This is a genomic window from Chryseobacterium sp. 2987, from assembly GCF_031456375.1.
GTDB lineage: Bacteria > Bacteroidota > Bacteroidia > Flavobacteriales > Weeksellaceae > Chryseobacterium > Chryseobacterium vaccae.
This window is the reverse complement of the sequence record NZ_JAVDUN010000001.1, coordinates 923,011-940,788: the sequence shown is the minus strand read 5'-3', so window position 1 is coordinate 940,788 and position 17,778 is coordinate 923,011. Positions and strand designations below refer to the sequence as shown.

General features: G+C 35.3%; 19 protein-coding genes and 1 tRNA gene. 12 read left to right on the top strand and 8 right to left on the bottom strand.

Translation table 11 applies throughout. The features are described 5' to 3' along the window. Positions 1-242 precede the first annotated feature (242 nt). Positions 243-1,052 (bottom strand): hypothetical protein, encoded by an 810-nt coding sequence (locus tag J2Y40_RS04310; protein ID WP_309997327.1) that lies wholly within the window; start codon positions 1,050-1,052, stop codon positions 243-245. A gap of 153 nt (positions 1,053-1,205) precedes the next feature. Between J2Y40_RS04310 and J2Y40_RS04305 the strand changes: the two genes are divergently transcribed. The 9 genes from J2Y40_RS04305 to J2Y40_RS04265 all read left to right on the top strand — a co-directional run bounded on the left by J2Y40_RS04305 (position 1,206) and on the right by J2Y40_RS04265 (position 8,343). Next, positions 1,206-1,469 carry a hypothetical protein gene (locus J2Y40_RS04305; RefSeq protein WP_309997324.1) on the top strand — a complete coding sequence of 88 codons (264 nt, stop codon included), beginning with the start codon at positions 1,206-1,208 and terminating at the stop codon, positions 1,467-1,469. A 40-nt stretch (positions 1,470-1,509) separates the two neighbouring features. Beyond that, entirely contained in the window at positions 1,510-1,995 is a 486-nt protein-coding gene (locus J2Y40_RS04300) for a pentapeptide repeat-containing protein (RefSeq protein ID WP_309997322.1), read from the top strand. 70 nt (positions 1,996-2,065) lie between these two features. Next, on the top strand, positions 2,066-2,629 hold the full coding sequence (locus J2Y40_RS04295) for a pentapeptide repeat-containing protein (RefSeq protein WP_309997320.1): 564 nt from the start codon (positions 2,066-2,068) through the stop codon (positions 2,627-2,629). 19 nt (positions 2,630-2,648) lie between these two features. Beyond that, positions 2,649-3,575, top strand: coding sequence for a hypothetical protein (locus J2Y40_RS04290; protein WP_309997317.1), 927 nt, complete (start codon positions 2,649-2,651; stop codon positions 3,573-3,575). A 129-nt stretch (positions 3,576-3,704) separates the two neighbouring features. Beyond that, positions 3,705-4,286 (top strand): HEAT repeat domain-containing protein, encoded by a 582-nt coding sequence (locus J2Y40_RS04285; RefSeq protein WP_309997315.1) that lies wholly within the window; start codon positions 3,705-3,707, stop codon positions 4,284-4,286. A 200-nt stretch (positions 4,287-4,486) separates the two neighbouring features. Next, positions 4,487-5,914: a hypothetical protein gene (locus J2Y40_RS04280; RefSeq protein WP_309997313.1), complete on the top strand. Its 1,428-nt coding sequence runs from the start codon at positions 4,487-4,489 to the stop codon at positions 5,912-5,914. A gap of 331 nt (positions 5,915-6,245) precedes the next feature. Beyond that, entirely contained in the window at positions 6,246-6,809 is a 564-nt protein-coding gene (locus J2Y40_RS04275; protein WP_309997311.1) for a GAD-like domain-containing protein, read from the top strand. 103 nt (positions 6,810-6,912) lie between these two features. Beyond that, a complete protein-coding gene (locus J2Y40_RS04270) occupies positions 6,913-7,323 on the top strand; it encodes a 5-fold beta-flower protein (RefSeq protein WP_153393578.1) in 411 nt (136 codons plus the stop codon). A gap of 210 nt (positions 7,324-7,533) precedes the next feature. Then, entirely contained in the window at positions 7,534-8,343 is an 810-nt protein-coding gene (locus tag J2Y40_RS04265) for a helix-turn-helix domain-containing protein (protein WP_309997309.1), read from the top strand. Positions 8,344-8,513: 170 nt separating this feature from the next. Here the strand turns inward: J2Y40_RS04265 and J2Y40_RS04260 are convergent, their stop codons facing one another. From J2Y40_RS04260 to J2Y40_RS04250, 3 genes are read right to left on the bottom strand one after another with little or no spacing between them, the layout of a single operon-like run. Further along, positions 8,514-10,547, bottom strand: a complete 2,034-nt coding sequence (locus J2Y40_RS04260) for a recombinase (protein WP_309997306.1) — start codon at positions 10,545-10,547, stop codon at positions 8,514-8,516. 13 nt (positions 10,548-10,560) lie between these two features. After that, the gene (gene mtgA / locus J2Y40_RS04255; protein WP_153393584.1) at positions 10,561-11,205 is read right to left on the bottom strand and encodes a monofunctional biosynthetic peptidoglycan transglycosylase; all 645 of its coding nucleotides are present in this window, start codon (positions 11,203-11,205) and stop codon (positions 10,561-10,563) included. Positions 11,206-11,250: 45 nt separating this feature from the next. Continuing rightward, on the bottom strand, positions 11,251-12,297 hold the full coding sequence (locus tag J2Y40_RS04250) for an ABC transporter substrate-binding protein (protein ID WP_153393586.1): 1,047 nt from the start codon (positions 12,295-12,297) through the stop codon (positions 11,251-11,253). Positions 12,298-12,357: 60 nt separating this feature from the next. On the opposite strand from J2Y40_RS04250, the gene J2Y40_RS04245 reads away from it, so the two are divergent. Further along, positions 12,358-12,431 (top strand) — tRNA-Arg (locus tag J2Y40_RS04245). On the opposite strand, the gene J2Y40_RS04240 is transcribed toward J2Y40_RS04245, so the two are convergent. The 4 genes from J2Y40_RS04240 to J2Y40_RS04225 form a co-directional block, all read right to left on the bottom strand. Further along, positions 12,397-13,959 (bottom strand): recombinase family protein, encoded by a 1,563-nt coding sequence (locus J2Y40_RS04240; RefSeq protein WP_309997302.1) that lies wholly within the window; start codon positions 13,957-13,959, stop codon positions 12,397-12,399. The genes J2Y40_RS04245 and J2Y40_RS04240 overlap by 35 nt on opposite strands. A 99-nt stretch (positions 13,960-14,058) precedes the next feature. Then, complete coding sequence (locus tag J2Y40_RS04235; RefSeq protein ID WP_309997300.1) at positions 14,059-14,271, bottom strand: hypothetical protein; 213 nt, start codon at positions 14,269-14,271, stop codon at positions 14,059-14,061. A gap of 277 nt (positions 14,272-14,548) precedes the next feature. Further along, positions 14,549-15,157 (bottom strand): phosphoribosyltransferase, encoded by a 609-nt coding sequence (locus J2Y40_RS04230; RefSeq protein ID WP_309997298.1) that lies wholly within the window; start codon positions 15,155-15,157, stop codon positions 14,549-14,551. After that, positions 15,147-15,821, bottom strand: coding sequence for a DNA-processing protein DprA (locus tag J2Y40_RS04225; protein ID WP_309997296.1), 675 nt, complete (start codon positions 15,819-15,821; stop codon positions 15,147-15,149). Before J2Y40_RS04225 ends, J2Y40_RS04230 begins: the two co-directional genes overlap by 11 nt. A 386-nt stretch (positions 15,822-16,207) precedes the next feature. Here J2Y40_RS04225 and J2Y40_RS04220 point away from each other — a divergent pair, with 386 nt between their 5' ends. Both J2Y40_RS04220 and J2Y40_RS04215 read left to right on the top strand, forming a co-directional pair. After that, complete coding sequence (locus J2Y40_RS04220) at positions 16,208-16,609, top strand: single-stranded DNA-binding protein (protein WP_309997295.1); 402 nt, start codon at positions 16,208-16,210, stop codon at positions 16,607-16,609. Positions 16,610-16,645: 36 nt separating this feature from the next. Beyond that, positions 16,646-17,719 (top strand): DUF932 domain-containing protein, encoded by a 1,074-nt coding sequence (locus J2Y40_RS04215; RefSeq protein WP_309997292.1) that lies wholly within the window; start codon positions 16,646-16,648, stop codon positions 17,717-17,719. Positions 17,720-17,778: the final 59 nt, after the last annotated feature.

The following is a 17,778-nucleotide window of genomic DNA, read 5'->3' as shown; positions in this document are numbered from 1 at the left end:
GAATTTTTTTTTAAATCTCCCACAGAATGCACGGATGTTTGTGGATATTTTTTCTCCTATATTTCATGGATTCATTATATAGGTTTTGGCTAAAGCCAATGGATTGTTTTTTATTATTTTGGCGGACTAAAGTCGGCCCCTATTGAATAAATTCTGCAAATCACACATAATTCCTGCTGATTATAAAATAGAATAAATTGCAGCTTTCATTATCATGATGATGAGCTGCCAATGATGTCTTTTTATTCCAATTTCAAAGCTCTTATTGCCTCATCCTGATCAAAAAACAGTCCTGAGTTTTTTACAAAACCATAAGTAGTATCTGTATTCTTATTGATAATATAGCTTATTTTAGATGGGTTGCTCTCAAAATCTTCATAAGAAGGCATAAAATCTTCTAAATACTTGTCTAAGTATTGATATTTAAAATCTGTAATATCGATGATCACATGCTTTACTCCGGAAAATTTTAAAAATTTCTTTAAAGCAGCGTACATCCTTTTTGTTTCTAATATATCATCCTCAAGGTCTTTGGTAGGCCCGGGATAGGCTCCTGTTATTTTAAAATAGCCTAATCCATTTTTTTGGTCGTGCTTAATTTCAAAGGAAATAAAATGAGTATGTTCCAGTGCTTCAACAAATTTAGGTTTCTGGTATTGGTCATCATATATTCTTATTTTCCCGTCATAATATTCTTTTTTCAGTAATCCGGAACAATAGTTTAAAGCCTCTAATTCTGTATCGAAAACGTTATTTTCCTCAATGCTGAAGTTCCCTTTTATAAAAATAAACCGGTCTTTGTAGATAGGATTTAATCTGAAAGGAGTATTTGTATTATTCTGTAAGTCAGAAAAATTAATTATTCGATAAGAAGTAGTATCATCGTAAAACTCTTCATTAAGATAAAATTTCAGTAATTCTGATTCCTCCATTGAATCAATTTTCCCGGTAATATTGATTATGGGAACGTAACTATCACTTTTTGTTAATTTCCAGTAAACAGTTTGGGTTATAAAATAGGTTTTGGGTTCTGTATATGCTTCTAATTTCATATTTTAAAAATAGTAATTCTTACTTCTCATATATTCTGATATCCTCTCTTTAAGATTTTATTTTTTATGGGGCCAAAATAAATACCGCTAAAAAATGTAAATTTATCCGAATGTTTCCGAATGGAAAAATTAACAGACCAAAAACTAATAAAAATGAAAGTGACAAAAATAATGTACGCTCCAACAGCAGTTACACAGTTTACCTACAGATTCAATAAAGAAAATAATACCCACATTGAACATACCCATGAAATCATAGAAGGCTCCCCTTTTGTAAAGATTGATTTTAAAGAAACCAGCCGTGATTTAGTGTTTCATTACTCTTACGAATTAGGCAGCCTTCAGAAATATTTAGCCCAAAAAGGAGAAGAATTATTACCACTAGCAGATTATCCTTTTCCTCCTGAAAAGGAATAGGCTGTTTACGGATGTTAAAATTAATACCCAGATATAAAAAGTGGAGAACAGATTTAATTTATATAGTGCAATAAGAGAGAAAAGTGATTACACAGCTGATGATTTACCAGGTTTTAACGAAACTGAATTCAATAATCTGGTTATCAGAAGCCTGAATCTGGATGATCTGATCTCTGTAAAATCCCAATACAGTCATGTTGAATTTAACGGAACTTCGCTTTATTCCGCGTATTTTGTGCAGACCTCATTTCAGGAATGCATCTTTCAGAATGTTGATTTTACAAAGTCCAACTTAAGCAATACCTCATTTACACGATGTTCCTTTACCTCGTGTTCTTTTGTCAGTGCTGAAATAATGGGAGCAGAAATTACATCATGCATTTTCAGGAAATGTAATTTTACGGATATTGTTTTTTGTGATAATGTAATTCATGATACTCAATTCGAGATTACTAACCATTCTTTCTCTTCCATTAGCGATAATATTGAAAAAGATGTGGTTTGGTTATTTGATCAAAAAATGTAAAATATTTTTATCAACAGCATAAATCAGAGCATTAAACTCACAAAAGGATCAGATATACAGATCAATAAACATGGAGAATATAAAAATACAACTGCATCAGCAATGGCTTCACGGTACCGGAGGGCAGCAGCTGGATATAGCCGATGAAGAATTTAATGATCTCATACTGAAAGAGGAAGATCTAAATACGGCGGTATTCAGTAATACAAAATTTATATCCGGTACTTTCAGCAGTCTGAATCTGGGAGGCAGCTCGTTCTTTAACTGTACTTTCTCTTCCGTCAATTTTGAACATTGTTTTTTAAGGAAATGTGAGTTTCATGGATGCACCTTCAGAAGCTGTGTTTTTTCGGAAGATGAAATAACAAAAGCTGAATTTTATGATACGGTCATAGAGTCCTGTACTTTCAGGAAAGTAAAACTGGGGTTGAGCCACTTTGGAGATTGTTATGTATCAGATACAACTTTTGAATCAGCAGAACTGGATGGCTTAACTTTCATCGACAGTAAGTTTAAAGCCGTTGATTTTAAAAATGCGGAATTCAGTACCGTCTATCCTGTGAAAATTAATGATCATGTAAATATTATCACTATTGATCAGCTGAAAACTACCATTAAAGCATTCAATGAATAAGGATTAAAACAGACCAACCATGACTTTCGAAGAAATTAAACAACGGATCCTTAATGCAGAGAAACTGCATATAAAAAAATTTAAAGAATCATTAAAACAGGCCGGGCTCCCTTATGTATTACAGTACTGCTTTCCCCGTTTTCATATTAACGATAAAAGGAAGGTGTATTCTTATACCGTAGAGCTGCTTTTTGATATCGAATACAATGAATATCTGTATTGGGAGGGCAAACACTTAATCAGTGTAAATCCGGAGACGGGAGAAAAAGGGATTGTGATCAATAATTCCTATAAAGGCATATTAATATATCAGTCAGAATCCGCTCTGCTTACCCTGGAAGGTGATCCTACTATTGTAACAGACCTCCCGGCGGCAGAAATCAGGGACATCCTGGAGAATGAAAAATTAGTCATCCAGGATTATTTCAGCCCTCTTTATTATACAGAAGAACCTATACCTCCTCAAAAATCTCCTATGGTGGATAAAACATTAAATCCTCTACAGCTATTTATCAACGATCAGGAAGTGGATCCGCGTACTATATTATACGATGAGTTTTATTACAGAAAATATATTGGAGGTAAAGAAATATATCCTTTTGAACTCTATATTGACCTGAATGATTTTAATGAAAGAATGCAACCTAAATATGCAGAGCTGCTGAATGAATTAATCGCAGATGACCTGCTGGTCAACGAAAACTATGCCCTGGAACTATTTGAAAACCTCACGGAATATCCTTCCTATAAAGATATTCTGGATGACACCTTGGATATGAAAGAAAAAATGAACTTTCTGGATCCATTTCTTATATCTCAGATCTTTAATGAATATTTTTGGAAAAACAATAAAGACACTTGGTGCTGGATCATAAGAGAGGTGCTGTATTTTAATAAAAATGGAGATAAAATTATAATGAAAGGCAACGCCCAGAGAATAGACTAACTGTAGCTGATACGGTATATCAGCCATGAAAATAAAAAATGAATCAGGAAAAATTGTATCCTTTGCACGGATTTCAGTTCTTAATTTTTAATTCAACAACATTAACTTCAGTAAAAACAGAATAAAGCTATGCAAGATTTAAACGAAATCCTATTGAATTTAAAAAGCAATGATTCTGAAGTTATAGAAAAAGCCCTGGATGATTTAGCCCAATCAGGATATGAGAATTCTTTAGAACTTATTTTACCTTTTTTAAGGCATCATTCAAAAGAAGTAAGAGAAACCGCTGTATTTAATCTTGGAGAAATAAAGGATGAAAAAGCAATTACCTACATTATAGACACCGCAAAAAATGAGGAAGAATCCGTAAGAATGTTTGCTATATTGGCTTTAGATAATTATAGAAGTGATGCTATATTAAAAGTTCTGCTTGAGGAAGTAAAACGGCCCAAAGTATCTGCCTCCCCTAAACAGCGGGCTGCTGAGCAACTAAAGAATTATCCTTGTAAAGAAGCTCAGGAAGCATTAATATTTTTAATTCTCAATGATGAAAATCCATATATATTTATCCCTGCAGCAGATTCTTTATATTCAATGAATGATAAGGATTTACTGGATCTCTGGAAAAAAATAGACACATCATACAATCATGATTATGTAAATTCGGTTGCCCGAAAAGCGATAGAAGATATAGAAAACAACCAGAGTTGAAGATAAAAACAGATCCACATCTTTTTCAGAACCCGTTTCTTCTGTTTCCGGCTTCAGACCATACGTGCTATGCTTTCAGTAAAGATATTGGTCAAATGATGTGAATTAAAAAAATACGTAAAGAGGATACAATTTTTAACCCCGTAATGTGTAATTTTATCGGCCTTACAATAAAAACTATATTAAAATAAAACTATACCATGAAAAACGAATATCTGGTTTCTGAAGAAGCTAAAGAAATGCTTGCAGAACTTTCTGAAAAAATGGATGAATTGCTGGTTGAAGGCCGTACTTACCATTCTGAGGTCAACATAGATGAACACGGAAGTTCCAGAGACGGCATTTATTTTTATGAAAATGGAGTTCTTCATGACTTTAATAATTTCGGAAAATACGCCAAAGAGGAAATCAGAGAACACATTGAAAGCATTAATCGCTTCAATTTTATAAAACTGCTTACCTTTTTCCCTGTATATTCAAAAATAAAATTCACTTTCAAAAAAGGAGAACTGATTCAGGCGGAAAAATTCAGCATTCCCATGCTGCTGGAAAGCGTTAAAAGTAAAGTGATAAAACGGCTCATGCTGTTTGTTGATAATGATCAGGTTTTACATAAAGCAGAAGTACTGCTTCACTTTAAAAAAGAAGGAAATGAAATCGGAATGTTTGTAGATTCAACTTATTATTATGATAACAAAATAAGTTCATATGATGATACAGCCAATAAAGAAGATATTCTTTCCATTTATCATCAATTAGACGGTAAAATAGAAACCCTTTATTTTATCTGTGAAAATGACACAATTCAGGCACAATCCTATCCGGCTTTTGAAGAACATGGGCTCCAGCTTTTAACTGTATCTCAGATTGAATCAGATCCGGAATATAAAAAACGTAAAGAAGCTTCAGAAGAATGTAAAAAACTCCGAAATGATTTTTTCAATTCTTTAGGAAAACCCGATGAACACATCATTTATTTAAGTCTAGGCGGACTCGGGGATCATTCATGGCCGGAAGACAGCACTTTACACAATTCCTGTAAAATGAGGGTTATTTATACCCCGGAATCAACGGTTTTAATGACTGACGGGCTTTCTGATATTTACAGATACTCTGATGACGATGAACATTTAGAACACAATGGCATTGGTGCAGAATTTTACATGGAATTTCATAGTACGGTTCCGTATGAAATTATTCATAAGCATTTTGCCGTAGCACTGATCAACAGTGTATCTCAGATGGCTATCGGGCATGGTGATTTTAAAAGTCTGATGGAAAACCTCAGAGTGACTTTTGTAGAATTCAGCGAAGAAAATATTGAGCTCTGGGTAACCAGTGAAAACAACCCCAACCAGGATCTGTCCAGCTTTTTGGTTTCTGAAGATTTTATAGAAGACGAGAGTTTTGGAGTGTTGTTAGGTATAGAATCGAAGACTGTTCATCAAAAACTGCAGCTGAATCTGGAAGAAATCTTACTGATAAGCATCAAACCTGTTGTCAAGAAATGGCTTTCAAAAGACCAACTAAGGAGTGATAACAATGAAGAAGCAAAACAGCATATTATCAAAGAATTTAAAGATAGTGGATCGTGGAACTTAGTGCCTCTTACCTATCACAGTAAATAGTGTAAAAATGATTCAGGTTCCGGCATAAACAGACCCTTATTTTTCCGTTTTAGCGTTATATAAGCCATTCATCTCAAACGAAAATAGGCTCAAATACTGCGCTTCCACCAGATAAAGCTGCGTTTGTTCATTTGCTTAAAAGTATTCTATGCTTTGGATTAAATTTGAATAACAGATTGTCCGGAAAGGATAAAAGATACAAGCCGATCATCAGGTATAAGGTATGACTTTCATAACCTAAAACCTGACTGAATCAGAAATTATCCCTTATGAATATCAATCTTAAATAATAAATTTAGTGACTGAATTTGAAATAATATACAACTCTTTTATGGGGTTTATGGAGACATCTGAAAACTATGCCAACGCTGATGATGAATTAATTGATGAGTACAGAGGTGTTTTCATGGATCCTAAAGATGAGACAGACGTTATCACAGAAATCTGGAAAAAATACGGTTTTTGTCTCTATAAGAATGGATTGTTTTCCCTGTTAAATCCCAAAGAATACAACAGGCTGGCCAGAAATTTTCCTGAAGTTTCAGAGAAAGCAGAAGTTTTTGCAAGAACGGCCACCGGTTGCCTGTTTTTATGGGAAGAATATAGTTTCGGAAGAAATATTGCTTTTTTGAATATTCATACGGGAGAGAAAAGCATCATCTCTACAAGCTTCAATGTGTTAATAGAGTGGAATTTAACAGCGTCAAACTATTGGACGGAAGACTGTTACGGCAAAGTAGAATTTGCGGTAATGGATAGGTTTAAGCATATCCCGAACAATCAGTGTGGGGGGTATTCCTTAGCTTTGCCTCTGGGAGGAAAAGAACGCCTTGATCATATGGAATTATTCGATTATAAGACCCATCTTGAATTATTATCACAGCTTCATCATTAAAAAAACGGCTGGAATGATAGCCTGTTACCAGATGAGCAGAAAAAAATAATCACTATTTTTAAAAATAAAACCAAAATAACAACCATTTTAAAATTTTAGAACCATGAAAAAAACAGTATTCATTTGTTGTCTTTTATTCGGAATATCTATGGTAAGTGCGCAGACTATAGAATCAGGAAGCCGCAGTACAACGGGCTATATCAAAAGTGACGGTACCATAGAAAACAGCAGCCGTTCAACGGTTGGTTATATTAAAAGCGACGGTACTATTGAAAACAAAAGCCGCAACACCATCGGTTACATCAAAAGCGACGGTACTATAGAAAACGGCAGCCGTTCAACGGTTGGTTACGTTAAAAAAGATGGTACTGTAGAAAACAGCAGCCGTTCGACCATTGGTTACATCAAAGATGATGGAACCGTAGAAAACAGCAGCCGCAGTACGATTGGCTATGCCAGAGGTGTTAAAAAAGAATGGGCAGCGGTAGTATATTTTTTTTTCAAGATGAATTAATGTTCAATTCTGTAAGATAGGTCAATCCTGTTAAAAATACAATTAACCTTCAGACTCAGTTATATAAAAGCGGCAGATATTTCAATATTTGCCGCTTTTGTGATCTCAACAGGATTCAAACCTATAGATTAAAGCAATATTTCTCCATTGAATGTATTTCACATTAACCAGAATTTTGTAAGTTAGTCTGGTGAAAAAACGAACGCATGAATGAAGGTCAATTTTTATAAACCGAAAAACAGCATCCTGAAAAATTATATTGAAGGGTATTATTTTATGGCTGGCAATCAAGATTCAAATCCTATACAATATCTTACTTTTCCTAACAATTTCTGCATCTTATCCACCACTTACAATTCTGATACGATTCTTGAAGAAAACCGGATTATGGTGACCCCTTCTACCCAAAATAAAGTTTGGACTGACCTGGTTTTCCGGTATAATTATCCTATTGAAGTTTTTTGCGAACAGCCAATCAATGAGATTACCCTCTATTTTAAACCCCTCGGATTAAATCATTTCGTGAGTGATTTGGAGAAAATATTTGCTCAACGAAAAAACCTTACCAGCTATACTCCTTTTCCTGATTTTAAGGATACAATGAAACAAATTTTAACTAACCCAAACCGGGAACAGCAAATTGAGTTATTAGAAAACTACTGGATTTCAAAATTCCAGCTAAAAGATCTATCCTTAATGGAGCAAATTTTATCGGACATTGAAAAGGATATGAAAATCGAAGAAATTGCAGAGAAATATAACCTGTCAAGGCAATACATCAATAAACTATTTATTAAAAACATAGGAAAAACATCTTCTGAATACCGGAAAATCCATCGTTTCAGAAATACATTGATCAACCGGAAGAAAAGCAAAAACCTTACAGATTTATCTTACGGAAATCTCTTTTTCGATCAATCTCACTTCATCAAAGATTTTAAGGAATTAACCCATATAAAACCAAGTACATTTTTCAAAAACGTTGACACAAGCAAGGAAAATATCTGGCTTTTTATATAAATAAGACTGAAAGATGGAAGAAGGAGGCTGGAAGTTACTTTTAGCTATAGGTTTTGAAAGCCACTGTAACATCAAATTACCTTAAAAAAGATAAAACTGAATCAATTCTTATTCTTGATGACCTTCATAACTTCCCTCTTCCATCGCCAAGCTTCAAATCTATAAAACCTCTAATGTTGATTTTCAGATTTATTAGAAACCGTACTGTTCATCAGGTCATCTGCTTTTTTGTCTAATCCGGAGCGAAGCGGAATAAAAAACTTAAATGGATGTTTAATAAAATATCTGAAAATTTCTTTATAGATCTCGCTTACCTGTCCGAAGTTCAATTTTCTTGATCTGAAAGCCAGGAACATAGACAATGAAAAGCTTACCAGGAAGTTGAAAAACCCAATCAGGAAAACTGTAATAAAAGAGATCCAGAAAGTGTAGGAATCTACTGAAAAATCCTTACCATAAAGTCCTAATGCAAAGTTTCCGGCGGCAAAAGTGATGTGTCTGATATCAAGATCAAGCCCGAAAAACAGCCCGATGGGTGCTGTTGCCCCCAGAAATACCCCGAACCAGAAGTTGGAAATAATTCCAGGCCAGTTTTTAGCATAATATTTAGACAATCCTTTGGCAAACTTTTTACCGAAAAAGTTTCTGATGGAAAGGTTTTTGGCAATTCTCTCGGGAATCTGGTAAAATACGGAGTTGTTCCCGATGTTTCCGGAAATAATTCCCGAAATAAACAGATAAAACCCAGCTATGGATGCGTGCAAAATAGCTTTTGACTTAAACGGATCTAAGTCTTTTAATAATTTATCCGACCGTTCAACAGCAAGGTTTTGAGAGAAAAATACATCAAGACCATAAATGATGGCCAAAGCAATCGGGAATGAAAGCAGTACGTTTCCAACAAAAGCAATGAACTGGCTTCTGAACAGCTTAGATACAAGGTGGGCGAATTCGGTATTATTTCTTTTGTTGTTGCCTTCTTCCGACAGAACCTTCGTCATGGTAGCGGCAGTCATGGCAGGCTGTTTTGTTGCCAGCGTAAAGCCCATCAGATAAATCATAATGAACCCCATTGCATAGTTCATGGAATATAAAAATGCATGGGAGAAATCACTTCCGGGAATATAGCCGTAAAGCATTTTCAGGACACAGAGCGCTCCTACAATAATTCCACCGCCACTCGCTTTATAGAACATCGTCATATACTCTTTCCTTGTGGAAGTAATATAATGAGTGCCTGTTTCTGCGGTATGGTTGGTAATAAGGTGTGAGATCAGACGGGTACTGTCGTTGATCAGATCGGCAATATTATTTTTATGGGATTTATAATTCAGGATATTGAAGACCAGCTGTTTTGATTTAATCATTACATCTTCTTCGTTATCGATTACCAGAAGCTGCACTATTTCATAAATCCTTTCGGTTTGCTGGCGAATCTTCAACAGTGACTGGTTAATTTTTCCTGATATCCCGTATTTATCTGAGTTTTTGAAAGCAATATTAACGAATTCCAGACATTGTTCCGAATATATTTTAATCTGCTTATAACGGCTGTCTTTGGAATGCAGCTGAAGTTCAGGATCCTTTCTCAGATCTTCCGCCAATGTTTCCAGTTCGTTCTGCAAAGCCAGAAAAGGGTTGTCCAGATTCCTGTATTGCGGGGCCATTCTTACAACCTCTACTTCCATCGCCATTCCTGTAACCCTCCATGAAAGGATATTCATTGAGAAGATCAGCTCTTTTTTTACGTTGGGTTTAACAATAAAATCGGAAGCTCCCAGAAGGACAAGGAATTCATCAATCTCATTTTCAGGAAGATTGTGAAGGTATTTTAAGTCTTTTTTGGGTCTTAAACTGACATTATCAATCATATACCACACTGTTTTTTCATTTTCAACAGGTGGCAGCAGCTTGTTCAGGATTCTTTTTTTAAGTTCAGGGAAGAAAGCATTTTCCGACAGAATATTAGCTTCAGTCAGCGAAAGGTTAAAAGGTCTCCCTCTGAATATATTGTGAATATAATGTTTAAAGTTTTCAGCAAAAACAGGGTTGTTTCTTAAAAAATTAAGAACATCCGTAAAATCAGCTCTTTTAATACTCTCTAAAAACTCGGCAAAGGGTTCCAGAGAAAGGGTCTCATTCTTAAAAGAGAAGTATTTTTTAAGAACAGATTCAAAATTTGTGCTGGAATTAAAGAATTTCATTAGTACAAAGATACTATTTCAAACTCACATTCCTCATTTGTCTCATGATCCAATTGTGTTTCTTTCTTAAATAAGGAGATGGGTTCTTTGGATCATACTTCTTTGGATTAGGCAATACTGCGGCAATCCATGCGGCATCTGATGCGCTTAGATCTTTGGAAGATTTTCCAAAATAATATTGAGCGGCCGCTTCTACCCCAAATACTCCCTGTCCCATTTCAATGGAATTAAGGTATCTTTCCAGGATAATATCTTTGCTCCATACCTTTTCTATGATGAAGGTATATATGGCTTCAAGCCCTTTTCTAAGCCAGCTTCTGCCCTGCCACAGAAAAACATTTTTTGCAGTCTGCTGGGAAATGGTGCTTCCTCCTCTGATCTTCTTCCCTTTTTCATTGTGTTTCATTGCTTTTTCTATAGCAGTATAATCAAACCCGTCATGATTAAAGAACTTCTGGTCTTCAGAGGCAATCACTGCTTTTTTTACGTTATTTCCCATTTCGTCATAAGAAATATAATCCCGGTGCAGTTTCCCGTACTCAAAAAGACCACCTATCTGAGTAATCGTGATAGGCGGATTGAAAAACCTACCCCAAATGATAAAAACTACATTCAGGACAAGAACGATGAAAATCAGCTGTTTAATTTTTTTCCACATAGTTTTTCGTAAAATGAAATGCAAAAATAAGCAAATGTCCGGATTTTATTGCAGTTCTTTCATGTAGGTAAGCTGATAACCCTGTAAAAGTTCAGGATGGAAGATTTTAATATAGTCTTTGAGAACCAGATCAGCTCTTACAACGCCGCTTTCAAAAAAATCATTGGCTTTCTGTTTCTCCTTCCCTGCCATTGTATAGATCTTTCCTTTATTGAATACATCCAGCTTTCCGTAGAAAGGATTGGCATTCAGCATTTGCTTTTTAGAAGCGTGACTTCCTGCATTCACCCAGTACTGTACCCCTCCACATTTAGCGTAGACTTCTTCAAACCCCATCGTTAACGCTTTTTCATCTTTATTCTCTTTCATGATATAGTTCGCGTTGGCATCTGCAATATAATGAGCTACCGAAGTATTTCCGCCTGGAAGATACCAGACATCACCATACATCTCATTAGCCAGAACAACAGGTTTTTCTTTTGCTTTCTGTGCAAGCTGCTTCAGGTCTCTATAATTTTTTTCAATTTCTTTATATTTAGCCTCAGCTTCTTTTTCTTTTCCTAAAAATTCTCCGAAAAGTTTAATATAAGCTGTTTTTTCAAGAGGCTGCTGTTCCATATACTCATCCAGAAATATCACCTGAATTCCGTTGTTCTTCAACAGTTCGTACGTATTGTCAAAGCTTGCAATATGGTTGGTAAAAATGGCATCCGGTTTCATGGAAATAATTTTTTCCACATCATATTTCTGCTCATTTCCTACATTCTGGATCTTTCCGTCTTTAAGAAGGTTCAGAATTTTCTCAGAATAGATGTATTCCGGGCTGGATATTCCGATGATCAGATTTTCTGCTCCAAGCTCTGAAATATACCCTGCCATACTCGCATTTAACAGAATAATTTTCCTGAACGGGGTCTGATTTTCCTTAAAATTATAGGTGAAATTTCCCGATTTCAGCTCTAAGGTTCCGCCACTCTCTTTAAACTGGGTGCGTTCTGAGATTTTGGTCCAGTCTGAGGACGAAATTTTTGTTTCTCTCTTACAGGCAATTAGCGAAAAAACCGTTAATAAAAGTAAAATTCTCTGTTTCATCTTTCAAAGAAAAGAAAAAAGTGCTATATTTGCAAACCTTTAAACAACAAGGTAACACAAGGCCTCGTGGCGCAACTGAATAGCGCATCTGATTACGGCTCAGAAGGTTACAGGTTTGAATCCTGTCGAGGTCACAAGACCGACATTTGTAGATTTTTTTCTCTTATGTCGGTTTTTTTTATTTCCTAATCCGTTGTTATACTGATAGATACATTGAGCCACAATATTCATTTTAGGTGTTTGAAAACTTTTTCCGTCAAATTCGACTTTTTGAGGAAATATCAAACACCCTATCGTTCTTTTTGTCTGTAAATCGCCCTGTTGATAGAGGTTTGCAAGGTTTTCCATTGAGTCGAGAGCATTTTCTATTTTTGTTTTTATATCAAGTTCTTTGCTTTCTGAAACAATATGCTGGATCTCTTGTTCCAACTGTTCAATTTGTTCTTTTGTTATTTTTTTCACCTCTTTATAATCTTCTTCATCCAATTTATCTGCAAGATATTTATCTCTTGCATTCGCAACTTTTTCATTAAGCTCATTAATCTCTTTTGATATGGACTTCCTTTTTACATCTATATCAAAAGTGAACTGTTTGTAGTTATCTAAAAGTATATCTTTCATCAAGTCTTTAATGATAGGATTGTATTCCAATTTCGAAATTTCCAATTCAAAGAGCTCGTTCAATCTGTCTGAATCAAAACGAAATCCGCATTTATAATGGCAATGATAATAGTAATAGGTTTTAGACTTTCCTTTAGCCCCGCTTGCTGTGAGATTTTTACCACACCTTGGACAACGTAAAAGTCCACGTAGTGGAAAACGTTCATTACCTAATACTCTACCGCCAGGCCCTTCTACCTTCCTTTTTTTGTCCATAATCTGCTGCACCTGATTAAACAGTCTTTCGCTAATCAATGGCTCATGTTTTCCATCACTGTAATATGCCTCTTCCTGTTTATAATCCTCAATATATATTTTACCACAGTAAACCGGATTTCTCATAGCTTTTGCAAACGCACTTCTTGACATTGAAGCACCATCCCTTTTGTTCATCTGCAATCTGACATGATCTGCCGGAATATGTCCTTTTGCAACCTCGTTAAATGCCCAGGCTATATTAGATCCTTCCGGCTCTTTGATGGCAATATACTTTTTACCATCTTCATGGCTTCTGTTGATATATCCATAGGGAGCAATTCCCATCAGCCTGCCTTCTTTTTTTGCTCTCCGCATACCGTGAAACGTGTTCAGTGCCCTTCTGTCATTTTCTACCTCCGGAGTGGAGAGATAGATCGCAAGCATAAGTTTGTTTTCAGGAATAGACATATCCAATGGCTGTTCAATAGATTGAGGGATAATGTGATTTTTATGCAGTAAAATTATCATTTGATAAGCATCTGCTGTATTACGACTGAATCTGTCCCACTTGGTAAATAGGACTAAGTTGCTTTTATGGCTTTTCTTTCTTATTTCAAGAAGGTATTTTTTCCACTCAGGGCGATTAAAACTTTTTGCTGAATGATCTTCAAAAATCACTCTATTGATAGCTATATTGTTATTAGCACAATATTTTCTTAATCTTTCATCCTGATCTCTTTGTGAATAGCCTTTTTCAGCCTGTTCATCGGTAGATACTCTTATATACAAATCTGCAATAACCATAGTTCTAGTATTTCGTTAAAATTTAGTTTTTAAATTCGCATCAAAGAAACTGATGCAGTAGAAATTCATCTTTCCGATATACTGCTAAGGTACAAATTATCAATCAGATGTAAAAAATTCTTTTAAAGTAAGTTTTACTATAATGTATAGAAATTCCATAATCTCTTCTGACTGTTCTTCGTTTACATCATGACCTGCTTTCCTTAATATCTGTAGCACCTTTTCGGGAGGAATTTTTTTTAAAGGTATTGAAGGAATATATTTATTAATTTCAGGTTGCTGGGATCCATTTTTTGATTTAGCTTTCTTCATAACAATGTGATTGAAGATTTGTTCTCAAACATTGTAATTTAAGTAGGTAGCATATTATTGACCAAGCTATTGTCGAAAAAGTCCTTTTTTGGCTGTTGATTACAACTTTATTTTAAATTAAAAAATTTCTTACCTTTTCGTTATGAACATAACTGGTGACTAAAGCGGTGGGTATCCGCATAGTACCTATGAATATTCATCTGCACAAATCAATTGCGGGTTTATCAGTATTTGAGATAATAATTTCCCGCAAATTAAAATAAAATGTACTGTAAGCTTAATCCGGTAGCTGAACGCCACCATTGGCTGTAAGACTCATATGGCCTCTACTAACATCTATAATATTTTCTAAATTCTTCCAGCCTCTTGTTCTGATAGCACAGAAAATTTTAATCTCTTTTTCCGGATAAATCTTTTGAAGTTCAAGAGCAACAGCCATAGATGTTCGACCTAATGTCAGAATATCATCAACCACAATAATCGTTGGTTCGGTGATAATTACAGGTCTTATGATTAAGCTATCTTGATGAGTTTGAACTGTATTTCTTGTATCGGCATGAAACTGTCCGCTTGATTTGGGAATGGCATATGCACGGTCAACACAAACAGTAACACTTTCACCTAATTCATTTTTGACCAGTGTTTCACAAATTACTTGTGCTGGAAAAACAGCTCCGTCAACAAGTGGAGTACTTCTTGGGACAGGGATTAAAGATGAGTTTGCAAAATATTCTGATAAATCGGCTTCTTCTATTCTTTGGCTTAATCTCGTACTGAAGGTAACATCTCCATTTTTGCAAGAACCGGCAACCGTCCGTGAATTAATTTCAATATCAGACTTACCTCTCGGAGAATAGGCCAGAAAGGTAAGAAATTCAAAAGACATACTCCTTTTTTGTGGTTAAAAAAGGAATGCTTTCAATTAGAAATTCAAAGTTGTCGTTGGTCAAAACCTGTGCACCATAACTTAGCATTTCTTCTGCCCATGAAACTTTTTGATTGAGAACATTTTCCATAATAAGAAGCTGCCTTCCCAATCTTAGCGCTTCCCACCCCTGATGTTTTGTACCGCTTTTTTCACTGGCTTCAACAATGATTGTGGCATCACTTATCAATGCCATGGTTCTATTTCTGATCGGAAAGCTTTTCGGAGTTACTGGATAATTTTCAGGAAACTGAGAAATTAGCAAATGATTTTCAGCAATAAAATCCTGCAATTGCTTGTTCTCAGCCGGAAAATATTTATCAATAGGAGTTCCTATAACACCAATCGTATGACCTTGGGATTCAATTGCCGTTTTATGAGCTATTGTATCAATACCTTCAGCTAAACCGCTTACTACAGTTATATCATTTTGCACTAATAATTTAGCAATCTTTCTAGCTCTTCTTACGCCAAGATCTGAAACCTTACGAGAACCAACAACTGCTACTCTCCTACCATTTTCCAACAGAGAAAAGTCCCCCTTATAGAATATTTCTTTGGGACTGTTTTTTTTCTCAATAGTGGTCAGCTTCTCATAGTAATCGTTAAAAGAACCGATCTGCATAAGTATTAAGGTTTAAATGAACATTGTAAATATAGTGCATTTACAGTGTATTTTCAAAGTAATAGTAGTAAATAATATAGATTAATTAAAGGTTGTTTTATCAAAAATTTTCCATAATAAACCGGTAAAAAGTCAGCTAAGGTATTGTTGCCAGCCGACAGCTTTTCCCACCAAAAGACTACGGCATAAACGGTTTCCTCCCTAAAGGTACCCTCCAATTATTCCGTTTCCTTTTGGCTTTTTTTCTTTGTCAACACTTCATATCTGCTTTCTTTTTTCCGGTTTTTCTTTTGAAAAATATTCAGCGAAGCCGACAAGGCTTTGTAAGAAAAGACGGAGAAGAGATTGAAAACAAATCAAAATGTACAATCTTAAAACAAACAGTTATGAACATTATCGGAAGACTGACAAGAGATGCGGAAGTGCGCACCCTGTCTAATGAAAAACAAGTAGTTAATTTCTCAATTGCTACCAATGACAATTATCGCAACAAACAAGGCGAAAAAATCGAACAAACTACCTATTTCGACTGCTCTTATTGGATTTCTCCGAAAGTGGCTGAAATTCTTACCAAGGGAGCTTTAGTAGAATTAAATGGCAGAGCATACACTTCTGCATGGATAGGCAAAGACGGAGAAGCACACGCAGGACTCAATTTCCTTACATCACAGATTAAACTCCATAGCGGTAGTAGAAAGGATAGTAATAATATAACACCAAAAAACAAAGGAGTAAATGCAAAATCAAAATCGGCAGATAACGACAAAGACGATGATTTACCATTCTAAAATCAATCACAATTATTAACATTTAAAATCATTATCATGGCACATAATTTAAATTTCAACAACAGAACAGGGAAATACTCATTTTTTACTGTTAAAGAAAAAGCATGGCACAACTTAGGACAGATTGTGCAGGAACACCCAACGAGTGAGGAAGCAATTAAGTTTGCAGGACTTGACTATGATGTAGAGAAATCTCCCTTATTTACAAAAGGTTCAGGAATTATTGACAATGACAACGGAATTGAAATGATTGATTCAGAATTGGATGTTCCAAATTACTTTGCCAATATCCGTACTGATAATAACACTGTTTTGGGTGTAGTAGGAAAAGATTATCATATTGTACAAAGCCGTGAAGCCTTTTCTTTTTTTGATTCAATTGTAGGCGGTGGAAACGGTATTTTATACGAGACTGCAGGAGCTTTAGGAAATGGCGAAAGAATTTTTATTACGGCTAAACTTCCCGATTATATCCGTGTTGGAAACGGTGATGATATTACAGAAAAATATATTTTCTTAACAACCTCACATGATGGAAGCGGAAGCATTACCGCCGCATTTACTCCAATCCGTATCGTTTGCCAAAACACTTTAAATGCATCCCTAAAAAACATGAGTAATGTGGTACGAATCAGACATACCGCAGGAGCAAAACAACGTTTAGATGATGCTCACAAAGTCATGGGATTAGCAAACAAATTAAGTAATGAATTGGAAAACACGTTTAATCATTGGTCAAAAATAACTGTTGGAGACGCTGAAATGAAAAAGCTCATTCGATTGGCACTCTGCCCAAACAAAGAAACTTTAAATCATCTGCAAATGGGGAATTTTGACGAACTGTCAACTGTCTTTAAAAATACTGTTGATGATGCTTTTGCTTACGCTATGATGAGCGATACCCAGCAGATGGAAACTACCAAAGGGACATTATTTGGAGCTTACAATGCCGTTACTGGTTTTTACCAAAATGTAAAGACCTACAAAGATGATGAAGCCAAACTACAATCTATTGTTATGGGCGGAACTGCGCAAATCAAATCGCAAAAAGCATTTGAATTATGTGAGATATTTGCCAAAACTGGAGCAGATTCGCTACTAATGAACTGATACCCCTATAAATTTTCTACGCACGGGAAATCCAAGTCTCCACCGTGCAGGAGCACTAA

Coding starts and splice junctions, on each gene's coding strand:
- J2Y40_RS04240 (WP_309997302.1), bottom strand. CDS start 13,959: ATGGTTATTGCAGATTTGTATATAAGAGTATCTACCGATGAACAGGCT.
- J2Y40_RS04260 (WP_309997306.1), bottom strand. CDS start 10,547: ATGAAATTCTTTAATTCCAGCACAAATTTTGAATCTGTTCTTAAAAAA.
- J2Y40_RS04275 (WP_309997311.1), top strand. CDS start 6,246: ATGGGGTTTATGGAGACATCTGAAAACTATGCCAACGCTGATGATGAA.
- J2Y40_RS04270 (WP_153393578.1), top strand. CDS start 6,913: ATGAAAAAAACAGTATTCATTTGTTGTCTTTTATTCGGAATATCTATG.
- J2Y40_RS04290 (WP_309997317.1), top strand. CDS start 2,649: ATGACTTTCGAAGAAATTAAACAACGGATCCTTAATGCAGAGAAACTG.
- J2Y40_RS04250 (WP_153393586.1), bottom strand. CDS start 12,297: ATGAAACAGAGAATTTTACTTTTATTAACGGTTTTTTCGCTAATTGCC.
- J2Y40_RS04265 (WP_309997309.1), top strand. CDS start 7,534: ATGAAGGTCAATTTTTATAAACCGAAAAACAGCATCCTGAAAAATTAT.
- J2Y40_RS04220 (WP_309997295.1), top strand. CDS start 16,208: ATGAACATTATCGGAAGACTGACAAGAGATGCGGAAGTGCGCACCCTG.
- J2Y40_RS04305 (WP_309997324.1), top strand. CDS start 1,206: ATGAAAGTGACAAAAATAATGTACGCTCCAACAGCAGTTACACAGTTT.
- J2Y40_RS04280 (WP_309997313.1), top strand. CDS start 4,487: ATGAAAAACGAATATCTGGTTTCTGAAGAAGCTAAAGAAATGCTTGCA.
- J2Y40_RS04215 (WP_309997292.1), top strand. CDS start 16,646: ATGGCACATAATTTAAATTTCAACAACAGAACAGGGAAATACTCATTT.
- mtgA (WP_153393584.1), bottom strand. CDS start 11,205: ATGTGGAAAAAAATTAAACAGCTGATTTTCATCGTTCTTGTCCTGAAT.
- J2Y40_RS04230 (WP_309997298.1), bottom strand. CDS start 15,157: ATGTCTTTTGAATTTCTTACCTTTCTGGCCTATTCTCCGAGAGGTAAG.
- J2Y40_RS04235 (WP_309997300.1), bottom strand. CDS start 14,271: ATGAAGAAAGCTAAATCAAAAAATGGATCCCAGCAACCTGAAATTAAT.
- J2Y40_RS04295 (WP_309997320.1), top strand. CDS start 2,066: ATGGAGAATATAAAAATACAACTGCATCAGCAATGGCTTCACGGTACC.
- J2Y40_RS04225 (WP_309997296.1), bottom strand. CDS start 15,821: ATGCAGATCGGTTCTTTTAACGATTACTATGAGAAGCTGACCACTATT.
- J2Y40_RS04310 (WP_309997327.1), bottom strand. CDS start 1,052: ATGAAATTAGAAGCATATACAGAACCCAAAACCTATTTTATAACCCAA.
- J2Y40_RS04285 (WP_309997315.1), top strand. CDS start 3,705: ATGCAAGATTTAAACGAAATCCTATTGAATTTAAAAAGCAATGATTCT.